This is a genomic window from Rhizobacter sp. P5_C2, assembly GCF_054049715.1.
Genome location: NZ_JBFULV010000128.1, coordinates 1 through 16,142, shown reverse-complemented (window position 1 = coordinate 16,142; position 16,142 = coordinate 1). Strand labels below are relative to the sequence as shown.

17 protein-coding genes and 1 pseudogene are annotated in these 16,142 nt (G+C 70.3%); 12 read left to right on the top strand and 6 right to left on the bottom strand.

All coding sequences use genetic code 11. The features are described from left to right. Positions 1-483, top strand: a 483-nt coding sequence (locus ACXJLU_RS29350) for a response regulator (protein WP_457337111.1), incomplete at its 5' end; no start/stop codon positions are given. 16 nt (positions 484-499) lie between these two features. On the opposite strand, the gene ACXJLU_RS29345 is transcribed toward ACXJLU_RS29350, so the two are convergent. Both ACXJLU_RS29345 and ACXJLU_RS29340 read right to left on the bottom strand, forming a co-directional pair. Continuing rightward, the gene (locus tag ACXJLU_RS29345) at positions 500-1,024 is read right to left on the bottom strand and encodes a DUF421 domain-containing protein (protein ID WP_457337109.1); all 525 of its coding nucleotides are present in this window, start codon (positions 1,022-1,024) and stop codon (positions 500-502) included. A 24-nt stretch (positions 1,025-1,048) separates the two neighbouring features. Beyond that, positions 1,049-1,576 carry a hemerythrin domain-containing protein gene (locus ACXJLU_RS29340; RefSeq protein ID WP_457337107.1) on the bottom strand — a complete coding sequence of 176 codons (528 nt, stop codon included), beginning with the start codon at positions 1,574-1,576 and terminating at the stop codon, positions 1,049-1,051. A 163-nt stretch (positions 1,577-1,739) separates the two neighbouring features. Between ACXJLU_RS29340 and ACXJLU_RS29335 the strand changes: the two genes are divergently transcribed. From ACXJLU_RS29335 to ACXJLU_RS29320, 4 genes are read left to right on the top strand one after another with little or no spacing between them, the layout of a single operon-like run. Further along, positions 1,740-2,015, top strand: a complete 276-nt coding sequence (locus ACXJLU_RS29335) for a hypothetical protein (protein ID WP_457337105.1) — start codon at positions 1,740-1,742, stop codon at positions 2,013-2,015. A 25-nt stretch (positions 2,016-2,040) separates the two neighbouring features. Further along, on the top strand, positions 2,041-2,253 hold the full coding sequence (locus ACXJLU_RS29330; RefSeq protein WP_457337103.1) for a hypothetical protein: 213 nt from the start codon (positions 2,041-2,043) through the stop codon (positions 2,251-2,253). A gap of 24 nt (positions 2,254-2,277) precedes the next feature. Continuing rightward, positions 2,278-2,619, top strand: coding sequence for a four-helix bundle copper-binding protein (locus ACXJLU_RS29325; RefSeq protein ID WP_073468313.1), 342 nt, complete (start codon positions 2,278-2,280; stop codon positions 2,617-2,619). A gap of 55 nt (positions 2,620-2,674) precedes the next feature. Further along, a complete protein-coding gene (locus ACXJLU_RS29320; RefSeq protein ID WP_457337101.1) occupies positions 2,675-5,029 on the top strand; it encodes a catalase in 2,355 nt (784 codons plus the stop codon). 18 nt (positions 5,030-5,047) lie between these two features. On the opposite strand, the gene ACXJLU_RS29315 is transcribed toward ACXJLU_RS29320, so the two are convergent. Both ACXJLU_RS29315 and ACXJLU_RS29310 read right to left on the bottom strand, forming a co-directional pair. Continuing rightward, positions 5,048-6,118: a flavodoxin family protein gene (locus ACXJLU_RS29315; RefSeq protein ID WP_457337099.1), complete on the bottom strand. Its 1,071-nt coding sequence runs from the start codon at positions 6,116-6,118 to the stop codon at positions 5,048-5,050. Positions 6,119-6,242: 124 nt separating this feature from the next. After that, positions 6,243-7,190: a hypothetical protein gene (locus tag ACXJLU_RS29310; RefSeq protein ID WP_457337097.1), complete on the bottom strand. Its 948-nt coding sequence runs from the start codon at positions 7,188-7,190 to the stop codon at positions 6,243-6,245. Between the two features lie 174 nt (positions 7,191-7,364). On the opposite strand from ACXJLU_RS29310, the gene ACXJLU_RS29305 reads away from it, so the two are divergent. The 5 genes from ACXJLU_RS29305 (at position 7,365) to ACXJLU_RS29285 (ending at position 12,844) form a co-directional block, all read left to right on the top strand. Beyond that, positions 7,365-7,760, top strand: a complete 396-nt coding sequence (locus ACXJLU_RS29305; RefSeq protein ID WP_457337095.1) for a polyhydroxyalkanoate granule-associated phasin — start codon at positions 7,365-7,367, stop codon at positions 7,758-7,760. A 2-nt stretch (positions 7,761-7,762) separates the two neighbouring features. Then, entirely contained in the window at positions 7,763-9,544 is a 1,782-nt protein-coding gene (locus ACXJLU_RS29300; RefSeq protein WP_457337093.1) for an ATP-binding protein, read from the top strand. Positions 9,545-9,722: 178 nt separating this feature from the next. Next, positions 9,723-10,010 (top strand): hypothetical protein, encoded by a 288-nt coding sequence (locus ACXJLU_RS29295; RefSeq protein ID WP_457337091.1) that lies wholly within the window; start codon positions 9,723-9,725, stop codon positions 10,008-10,010. Beyond that, a complete protein-coding gene (locus ACXJLU_RS29290) occupies positions 9,997-10,734 on the top strand; it encodes a GNAT family N-acetyltransferase (protein WP_457337090.1) in 738 nt (245 codons plus the stop codon). The genes ACXJLU_RS29295 and ACXJLU_RS29290 overlap by 14 nt, the downstream gene beginning before the upstream one ends. Positions 10,735-10,867: 133 nt before the next feature. Beyond that, entirely contained in the window at positions 10,868-12,844 is a 1,977-nt protein-coding gene (locus ACXJLU_RS29285; RefSeq protein ID WP_457337088.1) for an ATP-binding protein, read from the top strand. A gap of 27 nt (positions 12,845-12,871) precedes the next feature. On the opposite strand, the gene map is transcribed toward ACXJLU_RS29285, so the two are convergent. Together map and ACXJLU_RS29275 are read right to left on the bottom strand one after the other, a co-directional pair. Next, entirely contained in the window at positions 12,872-13,675 is an 804-nt protein-coding gene (gene map / locus ACXJLU_RS29280) for a type I methionyl aminopeptidase (protein WP_457337086.1), read from the bottom strand. A gap of 86 nt (positions 13,676-13,761) precedes the next feature. After that, a pseudogene (locus ACXJLU_RS29275) lies at positions 13,762-13,932 on the bottom strand (ParD-like family protein); the annotation flags it as partial. Between the two features lie 196 nt (positions 13,933-14,128). On the opposite strand from ACXJLU_RS29275, the gene ACXJLU_RS29270 reads away from it, so the two are divergent. Together ACXJLU_RS29270 and ACXJLU_RS29265 are read left to right on the top strand one after the other, a co-directional pair. After that, positions 14,129-14,923, top strand: a complete 795-nt coding sequence (locus tag ACXJLU_RS29270; RefSeq protein ID WP_457337084.1) for a hypothetical protein — start codon at positions 14,129-14,131, stop codon at positions 14,921-14,923. A 74-nt stretch (positions 14,924-14,997) separates the two neighbouring features. Further along, the coding region (locus tag ACXJLU_RS29265) for a hypothetical protein (protein ID WP_457337082.1) at positions 14,998-16,142 on the top strand (1,145 nt) is incomplete at its 3' end.

Sequence of the window (16,142 nt, the reverse complement as noted above, 5' to 3'; positions counted from 1 at the left end):
CTGGTGGCGGTGGCCTGGCCGGCGGCCGCGGCGCCGGTGCCGCACGCGCCGGCCGCGTCTCCCGCATCGGCCGTCATCGCGAGCACGGCAAGCACCGCGGCCGGCGCGCTGCGGGTGCTGGTCGTCGACGACAACATCGACAGCGCCGAAAGCCTGGCCGAGGTGCTGGAGATGAGCGGGCACGAGGTGCGGGTCGCGCACGACGGCCCGTCGGCGCTGGCCGCGGCCGGCGATTTCCGGCCGCAGGCCATCGTGCTCGACATCGGCCTGCCCGGCCTGACCGGCCACGAGGTGGCCCGGCGCATCCGTGCGGAACACTGGGGCCAGGCGATCCACCTGATCGCGCTGAGCGGCTGGGGGCAGGCGGAAGACCGGCAGCGCTCGCGCGAGGCCGGCTTCGATGCGCACTTCGTGAAGCCGGTCGACCTGGACGAGCTGGAAGCGGTGCTGCGGCGGACCCGGCCGCTGGTGGCGGCCGGCTGAGCGACCGGCGAGCCGCTCAGCCGTCGGTGGCCGGGCTTTCGGCCGGCGAGCTGCCGCGGGTCTGGCGGCCGTCGCGGGTGATCACCGAGAAGCGGCCGTCGGACTCCATGAACGCCGCACGCACTTCTTTCAGATTGCTGACGCCGCTTTGCCGCAGCTGGGACTGCAGGTCGTCCATCGTCAGGAATTCTTGCCGCAAGTTGCGGTGCAACACGCGGCCGTGGCGCACCAGCAGCAGGGGTGACGGCTCGGCAAAGCGGCGCACGCTGTCGAAGCGGAACGCGGCCCAGTCGAGCAGCCAGTTCCACCCCATCAGCGTCAGCACCAGCACGCCGCCCTCGGCGACCGTCTCGTAGCCGCCGGCCATCGCGTTCTGCGACGCGTCGGCGATCAGCACGACCAGCAGCACGTCGGCAATCCCGACCGATCCGACATCGCGCCGCAGCACGAAGCGGAACAGCAGGAACAGGAACCAGTAGATCAGCGTGCCCCGGACGATCAGCTCGAGCGGCGAGACGTGAAACGCGAACAGCGATTCCATGGCGGCGGCCGGGGCTGCGACCCGTCAGTGCGCGCCGTCGAGGCGTGCCAGCAGTGCTTCCTTGCGCGCCTGCAGCTGCTCGCCGAGTTCCTTGCGATCGAGCTTCGGCCGCACCTTCGGGAACAGCTCGTTCTGCTCTTCCTTCACGTGGTGGTCGATGTACTCGCCGAGCACCTTGACCTTGGCGTCGTACATGTCGTCGTCCGGCGAGCTCGACTGCAGCTGGGCTATCAGGTCCTTCGCGCTGGCGTGCTCGACGGTGGCCTCGTCGAGCAGGTCGTCCTGGTCCTGCAGCACGTCGCGGCAGGCCGGGTAGAAGATCTCTTCCTCGATCTGCGCGTGCACCGTCAGCTTGGTGCAGATGTCGAGCGCCAGGGCCTCGCGCTTGCTGGCATCGGCCTCGGCCTTCGCCAGCTTGTCGTACTCGGCGAACAGCTTCTTCACCTCGGCGTGGTCGGCGCGCAGCAGCTTGATCGCGTCGGCCGGCGGGGCCTTGCGGGTGCGCGTGGCGGTCGCGGCGTGCGAGCGGGTGGCGGTGTGGGATGTCGGCATGGGAACTCCTTGCGTGGGCTGGGTGGATGAAGGTGACCACCCCAATCTACGCACTCGAATCGCGTTCGCTGTAGGAGAAGTACGCGACTGCGGGTGCGATCTTGCGCAACCCGCACAGGTATGCCGTTTGCCACGGGTCGGCATGACATCCCAGGGGTCGACGATGAGCACACCACACATCGAACACATCGATGACGAAGCCAGCACCGCGCGCCTGACCGGCAACACGCGGCACGCGGGGCCGCTGTCCGAAGCAGGCAGGGCGATCGGGACCTGGCTCCAGCGACCGGGCAAGGCCGGCCGCTACGGGTTGATCCTCGCGGGGGCCAAGGTCTTTCTCGGCCGGCACCGCCCCCGCCCCCAGGCCGTCGCTGCCGGCGTCGGCGTTGCCGCGGTGCTGGGCACCGCCCTCTGGGTCCTCAGCCGCCCCCGGCGCTGAGCGGCCCGCACTCCAGGAGACCACGATGAGCAAGCCCTCCAGCCCGTCCAACCCGACCACCAAGCCGCGCAGCATCCACGACGCCGGCAGCCCCGACACCAAGCACGGCCCGAAGGCCGGCACCAACCCGGATGGCGCGACGCCCACCGAGCTGCCGTCGGCCGAGGCCGGCAAGGCCAGCCTGCACAAGCCCGCGCCGCCGGACCTGCAGTCGACCAAGCCGCGCAAGACCCCTTGACGCCTTGACGGAAGGATCCCCCTCATGAAGGACCAGACCCTCGATGCCTGCCTGGCGGCCTGCCAGGCCTGCGCCACCGCGTGCCTGCACTGCGCCGTCTCGTGCCTCGGCGAGCCCGATCCGTCGCCGATGCGGCGTTGCATCGCGCTCGACCTCGACTGTGCCGACGCCTGCCGGCTGACCGCCGCCTACCTCGCCCGCGACAGCGCCCACCTGGGCGACGCCTGCGAGCTGTGCGCCCACCTGTGCCGCGTGTGCGGTGACGAATGCGGCAAGCATTCGATGGACCACTGCCAGGCCTGCGCCCAGGCCTGCCGTGTCTGCGCGCAGGCCTGCAGTGCGCTGGCCGGGCGCGGCCACCTCTGACCGAACTCTCTCCGCCGTCCCCCTGCCTGTCTGCTTTTCAGCGAGTACCCCTCCCATGCCCAAGACCGCCTCGAAGACCCCCGCCGGCAAGCGCCGCCCGATCCCGCCGAGCCCCGCCGGCCAGGAGCGCCAGGCCGTCGAGGTGCAGGCACTCGCCGCGGCGATCCCGTTCAATGCCAACAAGCCGAACGAGATCGGCCGCGACAACGCGATCGCACCGCCGGTCGGGCAGCGCAGCCCGCTGGCGTCGGTGTCCACCGGCGCCGGCACGCTGACCGAGGCCAACGACACCGGCAAGACCGGCGAGGGCGGCGGCGACACGCCGTCGCACGACGGCTTCGGCTCGCTGCAGCGCGTGCGCGCCGATGCCGGCGGCGAGGTGCTGACGACCAACCAGGGCGTCGCGGTCGGCGACAACCAGAACTCGCTGAAGGCGGGCCTGCGCGGGCCGGCGCTGCTCGAAGACTTCATCCTGCGCGAGAAGATCACGCACTTCGACCACGAGCGCATCCCCGAGCGCATCGTGCATGCGCGCGGCTCGGCGGCGCACGGCTACTTCGAGTGCTACAAGCCGCTGACCCGGCTGACGCGCGCCGCGCCGTTCGCCGAGGCCGGCAAGCGCACGCCGGTGTTCGTGCGCTTCTCGACGGTGGCCGGCGAGCGCGGCTCGGTCGACACCGCGCGCGACGTGCGCGGCTTCGCGATCAAGTTCTACACCGACGAGGGCAACTGGGACCTGGTCGGCAACAACATCCCGGTGTTCTTCATCCAGGACGCGATGAAGTTCCCCGACCTGATCCACGCGGTCAAGCCCGAGCCGCACCACGGCATGCCGCAGGCGGCGTCGGCGCACGACACCTTCTGGGACTTCGCGTCGCTGATGCCGGAGTCGACCCACATGCTGATGTGGGCGATGTCCGACCGCGCGATCCCGCGCAGCTACCGGATGATGCAGGGCTTCGGCGTGCACACGTATCGCCTCGTCAATGCGCGCGGCGAGAGCAGCTTCGTCAAGTTCCACTGGAAGCCGCTGCTCGGCACGCATTCGCTGGTGTGGGACGAGGCGGTGAAGCTCGCCGGTGCCGACGCCGACTACCACCGGCGCGATCTGTGGGAGGCGATCGAATCGGGCGAGTACCCCGAGTGGGAACTGGGCCTGCAGGTGTTCAGCGAGGCGCAGGCCGAGGCCTTCAGCTTCGACGTGCTGGATGCCACCAAGATCATCCCGGAAGAGCTGGTGCCGCTGCAGCCGGTCGGGCGCATGGTGCTGAACCGCAACCCGGACAACTTCTTCGCCGAGACCGAGCAGGTCGCGTTCTGTGTCGCGCACGTGGTGCCGGGCATCGACTTCAGCAACGACCCGCTGCTGGCCGGGCGCATCCATTCGTACGTCGACACGCAGATCTCGCGGCTGGGCGGGCCGAACTTCCACGAGATTCCGATCAACGCGCCGCTCGCGCCGGTGCACAACAACCAGCGCGACGGGCTGCACCGGCAGACGGTGAACCGCGGCCGCGTCGCGTACGAGCCGAACTCGCTCGGCGGCGGCTGCCCGTTCCAGGCCGGCGCGAAGGGCTTCGTGTCGTTCCCGCAGCCGGTCGATGGCGAGAAGCTGCGCGGCAAGCCGGAGAAGTTCGCCGACCACTACACGCAGGCCACGCTGTTCTTCGAGAGCCAGACGCCTGTCGAGCAGGCGCACATCATCGGCGGCTTCCGCTTCGAGCTGAGCAAGGTCACGGTGCCGGCGGTGCGCGAGCGCATGGTGGCCTCGTTGCTGAACGTGTCGAAGCCGCTCGCGAAGGCAGTCGCTGACGGGCTCGGCATGCCGCTGCCCCCGCCATTGCCGCGCGCGCTGCCGAAGCCGGCCAAGCCGGAGGTGACGGTGTCGCCTGCGCTGTCGCTGAAGGCGCGGCCGGGCGACGGCGGCATCCGCACGCGGCGCATCGCGCTGCTGGTGGCGCATGGCGTCGCCGGCAAGCCGATCGCGAAGCTGGTGGCCGCGCTGCAGAAGGCCGGTGCGGTGACGACGGTGATCGCGCCGCGCATCGGTGCGGTGTCGACCTCCGATGGCGAGCCGTTGCTGGCCACCGGATCGATCGAGAACTCGCCGCCGGTGCTGTTCGACGCTGTGGTGTTGCCCGATGGCCAGAAGGGTGTCGACGTGCTGCTCGGCCTCGGGCAGGCGCTGGAGTACCCGGCGCTGACCTGGCGCCACGGCAAGACGCTGCTGGCGCTCGGCGCCGGCCGCGCGCTGATCGAGAAGGCGGGCGTGCCGACGACGCTGGGCGATGGCACGCCGGACCCGGGCGTGCTGCTCGGTAGCGGGGACGACAAGACGATCCAGGCCTTCATCGCGGCGGTGGCGAAGCACCGGCACCCGCAGCGCGAGGGGGATCCGCCGCGGGTCTGAAGCCAGGTTGCCGCGCCGCTACTTCGGGCGCGGCGGCTCCAGCCCGGCATCCGGACGCGACAGCGTTCCGCTGCGCAACTGCGCGACGGCCGACACCACGGCCCGCGCGACGTTGCGCGTCTCCTGCTGGAACGCCGTGTCGGCATCCAGCGCCTCGTGGCTGTTGAAGTACGGCTCGTAGTAGCCGAGGTAGCGGGCGAGCCGCGCGCCGTCGCCGGCATCGACCAGGCCCATCCAGTCGAGCCAGTCGGCGAGCGCGTGCCGCTGCTGCTCGACGCCGGCCACGTCGCCGTGCACCACCAGCCCGTACACGCGGCCGGCGAGGTGCTTCGGGAAGTCCCAGCCCTTTTCCTCGATCGCCTTCGCCTCGGCCACCTTCTTGCCGTGCGTGCTGGTCGGGTCCGGGTTGCCGCCGTCGGCACACACCAGCCGGTCGATCATCAGCTTCAACGGGCTCGGCGACTGGTACCAGTAGGTGGGCGCGACGATCACGACGCCGTGCGCGCTGACCCAGCGCTCGTAGATCTCGGCCATCCAGTCGCTGGCTTGGTCGAGCGCATGGTTCGGGTAGCAGCTGCACGGCCAGTGGCACAGCGGCATCGCGGTGCCGACGCAGCCCTTGCACGGGTGGATGCGGCGGCCGTACTCCGAGGTCACGAGGCTCAGGTCGAGCAGGTCGGCGTCGAGGCCGGCGTGTTCGACCTCGTCGCGCACCAGGCCGCTGAGCCGCCAGGTCTTCGACACCTCGCCGGGGCAGGTGCCGTCGTTGCGCGCGCTGCCGCACACTACCAGCACGCGCGAACGCGCGCCGGGCTTGGCCCAGTTCGCCTGCGCCGCTTTCAGGCGCTGGCGGGTGTCGAGCCATTGCACCGCGACCTCGTAGCCCGGGTCCGCGAAGCCGGGGCCGGCCGCGCGGGTGACGGGTGCCTTGCGGCCTTCGTCGACCGCCTTCCAGGCAATCTCCTCGAGCCGCGCGATCGCGTCGCGCTCGGCGTCGTAGGCCGGGTCGAACCAGCGCTCCTGGAAGCGCCGGTGGAACTCCTCGCGCGTCAGCGGCGTGTCGCCCTGGCCGGTGCGGATCTCGGGCATCGCGCCGGACCGTCGACGTCAGTGGAAGAACAGCGCGATCAGGATGATGATCGGGATCGGCACGCCGAGGAAAAACAGAAGAAGGGATCGCATCAGGTGTCTCCTGGAGTGGATTGAAAAGGTTTCAGAGGTCGCGCTGGCGGCCGCCCCAGGTCGCGCTCAGGCTGGCCACGAAGGCGCCGGCCAGCAGCGAGATGAAGAGCCACATCGATGCGTAGGCCGATGCCTTGCGCGCCTTGTCGGCCGCATCGCGTGCACGCACCTGGGCGTCGTTCAGCGCGGTCTGCAGCCGGGTGTACGTGTCGCTGACGCGCTTCTCGGCGTCCGGCTGCGGCAGCCCGGTGCGTTGCGCAACCAGCTGGCCGAGGTAGCGCGTGTCGTCGGGGGTCAAGGCCGCGCCGCGGCTGGCGGTCGCGAGGATGCGGTTGACCTCGGCGAGCGGCGGCGCATCGGTGCTGCCGGCCGTGGCCGCGGCATCGCGGCGGAACAGCGCGTCGGCGTGGTAGCTCACGGTCTCCGCGGCACCACCGTTGGCGACCGCTGCCGCAGCCGTCGTCGCACCGGTCGCCGCCACGGCGCCGCCCACTTGTGCACCCGCGCCGACGATCCCGCCGATCGCGCTGCCCAGCACCGCCGCGGTGGCCAGCGACGCGACCGCCCAGGCCAGGAAGCCGTGCGCCGTGTCACGGAAGTAGATCTCGTCGCCGGCGGTGTCGGCCCAGCGCGTGCGCAGCCGGCCGGCGAGGTAGCCGCCCATGCCCGATGCGGCGACCTGCGTCAGCGTGACCCACAGGATCGTGCCGACGCCGAAGGTGCTTGCGCTGACGCCTTCGCGTGCCCACGGCGACAGCGCCGACAGACCGAGCCCGACGCCGAGGATCAGCAGGATCAGCGACAGCGCGGCCGCGCCCGCGGCGCCGGCCAGTACCGCGCCCCACGACACCGCGCTGCGGGTGTCGGCAGCGGCCGCCGGCAATGCAGCGGATGAGAGGGTGGGCGACAGTGCGGGTGCGGTGCGGCGGCCCGGCAGGTCGCCGTGAATGCCGACACTTGCGGCGTCTTGGTAGGCCATGGGCGTTGTCTCCTGGTTGGGCTGCAGCGATGTGGTTGCAGTGATGAAGCGATCGTCGGCGCGCGCCGAAGCGCTGTGCGTCGGACTGCGATGGCACGCGCTGTAGGAATAGGGCGCGACCCGCTGCTGCACGGCAGCACGGCCTTTACAGTGGCTGCAACCCAGGAGCACGTCATGTCGAAACGCCAACGCACCACGCTCGCGCAGCGCAGCGCCGAACTCGCCTTTGCCGTGCCGCCGGTGATGGCGCACCGCATCGCCCGCATGGCGCTGGCCGGTGCAGCGCCCTCGGAACGCGACCGGCGCGAGTTCACCCGCATGAGCGCCGAGAAGACGACCGCGTTCCAGCAGTCGTGGGCGGCGATGGCGATGCAGGGCTGGCGCGCGCAACAGTCCTTGGCGATGTTCTGGTGGCGCGCCTGCCTGTCGCCGTGGGGGCCGCCGTCGGCGCAGGCGATCGGCACGCAGTTGCAATCGGCGGCGCTCGGCGTGCTGGGCCACGGTCTCGCGCCGGTCCACCGCACCGCGGTGGCCAACGCGAAACGCTTGTCGCGAACCCGACTGCGCTGACGATGGCTGCGTTGCCGATCGCGTTGTCGTTGATGCTCGGCGCGCTGCTGCCGGGCGCGGTCTGGCTCGGCTGGTCGCTGCACTGCAGCCGGCGGCTGCACCGCGCTGAACAGGCCGAGCGGCAGCGCACCGCGCAGCTGCTGGCCGATGCGGAAGGCCGGCATGCCGAGCTGCAGGCGCGGCTCGAGGCCCGCGTCGCCGCGCGCACCGAGGCGCTGCAGGCCAGCGAGGCGCGCATGCGCACCATCTTCTCGACCAGCTTCCAGTACCAGGGCCTGCTCGCGCTCGACGGCAGCCTGCTCGATGCCAACGAGACCTCGCTGCGCGGCATCGGCGCCACGCTCGAGGAGGTGGTCGGCCGGCCCTACTGGGATTCGCCGTGGTTCGCCCGCACGCCGGGCATGCCGGAGACGATTCGGCTCGCGGTGCAGGCGGCCGCGCAGGGCCACAGCCGGCGCCAGGAGCTGCGCCTGTTGTTGCCGGCCGGCTGGAGGCAGTTCGATTTCGCGGTGCGGCCGGTGCACGACCGCGACGGCGCGGTGGTCGCGGTCGTGCCCGAGGCCATCGACATCACCGAGCGCCACCTGGCGGAAGAGCGGCTGCGGCAGGCGCAGAAGATGGAAGCCGTCGGGCAACTGACCGGCGGCGTCGCGCACGACTTCAACAACCTGCTGCAGGTGATCTCGGCCAACCTGCACCTGGTGTCGCGGCTGACGCGCGACGACGTGAAGGTGATGCAGCGCCTCGACAGCGCGAGCGCGGCCGTGCGGCGCGGCGCCAAGCTCGCGAGCCAGCTGCTGGCCTTCGGCCGCCGCCAGGCGCTGGCGCCGCGGGTGGTCGACGTCGGCCGCTTCATCGGCGGCATCGAGGACCTGCTGCGCCGCTCGATCGGCGAGGGCGTCGAGGTCGAGCTGATCGTCTCCGGCGGGCTGTGGCACACCTTCATCGACCCGACGCAGGTCGAGAACGCGCTGCTGAACCTGGCGATCAACGCCCGCGACGCGATGGACGGCAACGGCCGGCTGACGATCGAGGTCGGCAACGCCTTCCTGGACGACGACTACGTGCGCGGCCAGGTCGACGTGAAGCCGGGCCAGTACGTGATGCTGGCCGTCAGCGACACCGGCTGCGGCATGTCGCCGCAGGTGCTGTCGCAGGTGTTCCAGCCGTTCTTCTCCACCAAGCCGGCCGGCGCCGGCACCGGGCTCGGGCTGTCGATGGTCTACGGCTTCGTGCGGCAGTCCGGCGGCCACGTGAAGATCTACAGCGAGCCGGGGCAGGGCACGACCGTCAAGGTCTACCTGCCGCGTGCCCGCGCCGCCGAGGGCGAGGTCGACGCGACGCCTGATCCGGGTGCCGCGGCGGCCGCCGACGACGCCGGCGGCGGGGCCGAGACCGTGCTGGTGGTCGAGGACGATGCCGCGGTGCGCGGCGCCACCGTCGAGATGCTGCAGGAGCTCGGCTACCGGGTGCTGAAGGCGAGCGACGCCGACCAGGCGCTGGTGGTGATCGACGACGCGGTGGCACACCATGCGGCGATCGACCTGCTGTTCACCGACGTCGTGATGCCCGGCCGGCTGAAGAGCCCGGAACTCGCCGACAAGGCGCGCCAGCGTTTGCCCGGCATCGCGGTGCTGTTCACGTCGGGTTATGCGCAAAACGCCATCGTGCACGGCGGGCGGCTCGACCCGGGCGTCGAGCTGTTGTCCAAGCCGTACAGCGCGCGGGCGCTGGCCAGCAAGGTGCGGGCGGTGCTGGACCACGGCGTGCGCGAGCCGCAGTGACGATCTGACGATCCGCGGCACCCTGGAACAAGAAGTGTCCGCCGGCCGACGCAATCGGCACCTGACAGTTTTTGAATGACAGGTGCGCGCCGTGTCGATGGGCGGCACAAACGCAGCGCCGGCGCGGCCCGGGCGCAAGCGTGGACTGACAAATCGCGCGCCGGGCCGGCGCGCCGGCATGGACCGCTTCTTGCCATTCATCCCGCATCGTGCCGCCCGTCGGCGCTCTTCCAGGATGGAATCGATGTCTTCCAGGAAACCTGGTGCCGAGGATGCGGCGCCCTTGTTGTTCCAGCGACTGTGGTCCCGCATCGGCGGCGCGCCGCTGCGGCACGACGCCGATGCCGCTGCACCGTCGACGATGCAGCATTCCGGCTTCGCGTCCGGCAACGCCTGGGCCGACACCGTGATCGAAGACGACCGGCGCGTGGCGCCTACCGATGATGCGAACAATGGCCTTTCGTGATGTCCTCTCCCGTGACGCGCGTCCCCGCGACGATGCCGCTGCTTCGTTCCTCGACGACTTCGGCGATTTCAATCACAGTGGGCGTGTCGTCGACGACGGCCTGCCCCCCACCGAAGCCGCGCCACTGGCCGCTGCGCCGTGGCAATTCGAGATGGGTGACACCGCCTCGCGCCGCATCGACACGCGCGACCCGATGGAGCCTCTGCGCTTCGACGGCATGGTGCTGCGGCCCTGGACGCGCGACGACGCGCGGGCCATGGCCGAAGCCGCCCGCGAATCGATCGGCACGATCGGCCGCTGGATGGATTGGTGCCACCCCGGCTACGGCGTGCGCGATGCGATCGACTGGGTCGATGTCTGCGTCGACAGCCTGGCCCAGGGGCAGGCCTGCGAGTTCGCCCTGTTCGACGAGCGCAGCGGCCGGCTGGTCGGCGGCGCCGGGCTCAACCAGTTCAACACGATCCACCGCGTCTGCAACCTCGGCTACTGGGTCCGCCAGTCGGCGCAAGGCCAAGGCATCGCGACCCGCGCCGCGCGTTCGCTGGCCAGCTATGGTTTCAGCGCACTGGGTTTCCAGCGCATCGAGATCGTCGTCGCCGAAGGCAACGAAGCGAGCCTAGCGGTCGCCCGCAAGCTCGGCGCGCAGTTCGAATGCCTCGCGCGCAACCGGCTGGTGATCCGGGGCAACCCGGTGTCGGCGTGGGTGCACTCGTTGGTGCCCTGAAGCCGCCTCATCCGGTCGGCCAGGCGGCCTGATATCGACTTCGCTTCGCGCGGCGTGTTTCGCTTGTCGCGATAATGCGCAGCATCGCCTGTTGCCAGGGCGAATCGAACTCACAGGGCCTGGGACCACATCAATGACCGCGGAGAGTGTCAACGCTCCCATCGACCTGAACGCTTTGCTCGTGCGCGAGAGCGAGCAGGTCGAATGGAAGGACGGTGTTGCCGATCCGGAGGATGTCGTTGCCACGCTCAGTGCGTTTGCCAACGATTGGTCCAACCTGGGTGGTGGCTATGTGGTGTGCGGCGCCGCGGAATCGAAAGATGCCCACGGTTTCCCGGCCGTCGACGTGGTGGGCCTGACGGCAGCGCGCCTGAAGGAGATCGAAGGGAGAGTCCTCGCCGGGTGCAGGGACCGTGTCTCGCCCTCCATTGCGCCGCTCGTGCATGAGATCCCCACGGCTGAGCCCGCGCGCCGCGTGCTGGTGTTCGTGATGGCGGCCACCCCGAAGGCGCACCTCTATCGGCGCGGCGACGACGCCGGCAAGTATTTCGTCCGCATCAGCCGGGAAACGCGCGAAGCGCGCAATGGCGTGCTGCGGGAGTTGCTGATCCGCAAGAACGAAGTCGAACCGTGGGACCGGCGCGTGTGCGCCAGTGCCACGACCAACGATCTCGATCTCGTCGCATTGCGCGATGCGCTTCAACGCATGAACGTCTTCGATCCGCGCAGAGGCATCGACGACTATCTCTCCGACGTGCGTTCGCTCAGCCCCTTCGTGCCGCCCCTGTGCGGGCGAGACACGTTGAGCGGGCAGTTGCGGCCACGAAATTTCGCGATGTTGTTGTTCGGCCGGCAGGTGCAATCGCATGTGCCGGGCGCCTACTCCCTGGTGTCGATCTACCCGGGGCAGGATCGTTCCGAGCCGCACGCCGAACGCCACGAGATCGACGGCACGCTGGTCGATCAGGCTCGCCGGTCGATCGAGATCCTCGGTGTCCAGAGCTACATCGCGTTCGACAAGACGAACGAGAAGAGTCCGAATGCCGTCAAGTACCCTCGACAGGCCTTGACCGAGGCGCTGATCAATGCCTTGGCGCACCGCGACTACGAACTGCACGATCCCACCCGCACGACCGTGTTCGCCGACCGGATCGAGATCATTTCCCCAGGCGCGCTGCCGACCGGCGTGAAGCTCGACACCCTGCGAGAGGGCAGGGCTGCGCCGAAATGGCGCAATCAAAGCCTCGCCTGGTTCTTGAGCCGGTTGCAGTTGGCGCAGGCGGAAGGTCAGGGGATCCCGACCATCTTTCGCTCGATGCGCGAGGAAGGCTGCCCCGATCCGGTCTTCGATGCCGACGACGCACGGGTGACCTGCACATTGCCGGCCCACCCACGGCATGCCTTGGCAAGGGAGTACCGCACCATCGAAGAAGCCATCTCGCTCGGCGAGTTCGAGGTGGCCAAGACGCGCGTCCTGGCGCTCCTCTCGCAAGACAGCCTGAACGCCCGGGCAGTTCAACTGCTGGTGGAGGTGGCGAGTGCGCTGAAGGACTGCAGCCTAGTGCGCGACTACCTGAGCGCGAACGAAGCCGCCGTCCATGGACTGCCGGCCAAGGCGCTGGTGGCCTTGGCGGATGCCCTGATGATGCAGGGGAGCCCCGGCAAGGCGGACGCCGATCGTGCGCGCGAGCTCTATGTGGTGGCCTCGAAGGGCCTCATCGATGCGAGAGAGGCCCGAAAACTGGCCCATGGACTGAGCAAGGCGGGTGACGATCACGCGGCAGTCGCCTTCATCGACAAGCAGTTTGCCGACCACCTCGATTGGCGCGACAACCCCTATCTGCTGCAGACCCGGGGCAACTCCTACATCGGCATGGCGAAGCAATGCACGAAGACCGCCCGCAGGGATGATCTGCCGCCGCAGTCCAAGAGGCGTGCCTGGGACGACTGCCGACGGTTCCTGGATTTGGCCCGCAAGGACCTCGAGACGGCCCTGCTGAGTACCGACGCCGTGCTGCGAGACACCGTCCGCAAGAACATCGAATTCGCAGACCATCTCGAGCAAACTGCAGCAGGGCGCGGCCCGCGAACGAAGGCGCCGCGACGCTAGATGCGAACCTTCAAGCCTGCGCTCCCGTCAGGGAAGCGCAGCGTAGGCGCCCGTTCCTTCCGGCCACGGCGTCAGCACCTCGACGCCGGTGTCGGTCACCGTGACCATGTGCTCCCACTGTGCCGACAGCGAGCGGTCGCGCGTGACCACCGTCCAGCCGTCGGCCAGCGTGCGCGTGCCGGCCTTGCCGGCGTTCAGCATCGGCTCGATCGTGAACACCATGCCCGGCACCAGCCCCAGCCCCTGGCCGCGCTGGCCGTAGTGCGGGACCGTCGGCTCATCGTGGTAGATGCGGCCGATGCCGTGCCCGCAGTACTCGCGCACGACGCTGAAGCCCTCGCGCTGTGCCACCGTCTGGATCGCATGGCCGACGTCGCCGAGCGTCGCGCCCGGCCGCACCGCGAGGATGCCGGCGCGCATCGCCTCGTAGGTCGTGTCGACCAGCCGTTGCGCGAGCGGCGAGACCTCGCCGACGACGAAGCTGCGGCTGGTGTCGCCGTACCAGCCCTCGCGGATCACCGCGACGTCGAGGTTGACGATGTCGCCGTCGCGCAGCACTTCTTCGTCCGACGGGATGCCGTGGCACACCACCTGGTTGACCGACGCGCAGATCGTCTTGGTGTAGCCGTGGTAGCCGATGTTGGCCGGCACCGCCTTCTGCACCTCGACGATGTGGTCGTGGCACAGCCGGTCGAGTTCGCCGGTGCTGATGCCGGCCTTCACGTGCGGCGTGATCATCCGCAGCACGTCGGCGGCCAGCGCACCGGCGGCGCGCGCCATCGCGAGGTCGGCGGCCGGGTGGATCTTCACCGAGCGGGCGGGGCGGTTCATCGGGCGGCCCTGCGCGGCGTGCGGGCCGCCACCGGGGTCGGCGGGACCGGCTTCATGAACGACAGTGCCGGCTCGTTCGACTGCGCCGCGCGCAGCATCAGCTGGCAGATGTCGCCGTAGCTCAGCGCCGGGTGCAGCTCGCACAGCATGCCCACGCGCATCCAGTGCTCGGCCTGCGCGTTGATCGAGCGGCTCAGCGCGTCGCTCGCGCTGCGCAGGTTGTCATGCATCTGGTCTGAAATCTTCACGATGCCCATGGCGGTGTCTGAAGGAAGGTTGGAGGTGATGTACGAAGTATATATGGTTCGTATATCGCAACGCGGGCTGGTCCGAAGTCGCACTTCGGCCGGCTTCGTCGTCCGGACGCGGTGCAGAAGTACATGTCTCCCGTGGGCGAATGGGCGGCAGGCTCGAACAATCGAGTCCTTTCGCACTCTTGCTGCAGAGGAACTCATGGGACGCCGTTCGGGAATGCTGGTGGTGATGGGGATGGTGGGCCTGCTGGCGGCCTGCGGTGGCGGAGGGGGCGGGGGCACAAGCGCCGCGACGGACGGTGGCTCGACCGGCGGTGGCGGCACCGTCGTCACCCCGACGCCGGTGCCCACCGTCGCGACCGGCTGGTGGAACGGCAGCACCGACGACCACCGCACGCTGACCGGCCTGGTCTTCAGCGACGGCAGCTTCAGCATCCTCTACTCGGCACAGGACGCGCCCGACTCGGTGGCCGGCCTGGTGCAAGGCACCGGCGCCGGTGTCGACGGTGCGTTCAACTCGACCGCCACGGTCGATTTCAGCCTGGCCGACGGCACGGTGACGGCCACGCAGCTGAGCGCCACCGTGGTCGCGGCGCAGCGCTTCGATGGCAACCTCTCGGCCGATGCCCCGGCCTTCTCGATGACCTACAACCCGGCGTACGAGCGCACGGCCTCGCTCGATGACGTGGCCGGCAGCTACGACGCGCAGGCGGCGCGGCCCGACGACAGCCTGAGCGTCGCGCTGACGATCGACGCGCAGGGCGTGCTCATCGGCAGCGGCACCGGCTGCCGTGTCGCCGGCACGCTGACGCCGCGCAGCGATGCGAACGCCTTCGACATCGTGCTCGCCCTCAGCGGCGACGATTGCGCTTCCAACGGATCGGCCTTCGGCGGCATCGCCTTCTTCGATGCCGACGCCCGCAGGCTGTCGGTGATGGCACCGAACACGGCCCGCGCCGACGCGCTGGTGGTCCGCGCCGCCCGCACCGACTGACGGCCGGGGGAAGCCAGGCCCGAGGCCCAAGGCCCGATAGACTCGCGCGGCCTGCCCGAGCCTCGGAGAACCCCATGCCCCCGCGTAACGAAGCCGACGGCTTCCTGTCCCGCATCCAGATCGTCACAGCCACCAAGCGCTACCGGCTCGGCGGCGCCGGCGTGGTGCCGGACCCCGCGGCGCGGCCGCGTTCGCTGGCCAACGAGGCAATGCGCTGGAGCTACGTGCTGCGCAGCCGCGAGCGCTGGCGCGACATGCCCGATGTGGCCGACCGCCACCAGGCCGATGCCACTACGACGCTGAAGGCCTTCGGGCTGACCGACGAGGCGCTGCGCGAGATCGCGCAGGCCGGCCGCGTCGTCGTGACGATGCCGTTCGAGGCCGAGAGCGTCGGCTGGGAGGGGCGCATCTTTCCGTGGGAGTTCGTGCTGTCGCGGGCCACGCGGCGCTACCGCCGCACCGGCGGGTCCGCTGCGGCGGGCGGCTCCGGCCTGACGGTGATGCGGCACCTCGACCTCGCCGATCGGCAGCCGCTGCCGGTGCGCCGCATGGACGGCCGGGTGCTGGTCGTCCAGAGCCTGCCCGGCGCGCTTGCGCAGGCCTATGACGCGACCGACGAGACCGAGCGCGTGCGCCGCGCCTTCGGGCTGGCCGGCGACGACCCGCGCTGGCGCGTGGCCGTGAACCCGACGCTGGCCGAGCTGACGGCGCTGTGCGCGGCGTTCCGGCCCGAGGTCGTGCACGTTTGCGGCTTCGACAACCACGAAGGCATCGCGCAACTCGCCAATGGCGCCGGCACCGATGTGGCGGTGACGCTGCACGACGAGCGGCGCAGTGCCGTCGAATGGCAGCGCGACGACAAGGGCGTCGTCGACGGCTGCCTGATGCGCCGCAGCGACGGCCTGCCGGTGATGGTGGCGCCGCCCGAGCTGGCGCATGCGCTGACCGGCGGCGGCCGGCACCGGCCGTTCTTCGTCGGGCTGAACCTGTGGAACTCCGCGGCCCGCATCGCGCCGCAGCTGCTGCCGGCCGGCGTGCTGGCGGCGATGGGCTTCCAGGACGCGTTCGACGACGCGCTGGCCGGCTACTTCTTCGAGACGCTGTATGCGCAGCTGGCGGCCCAGGCGTGGAACCTGCCGGTCGCGTTCGAGCAGGCCTGGGCCGCGACGCGAGCGCAGGTCGACCTGGTGCCCGGCACCGGCATCGCGCTGTGGGCGCG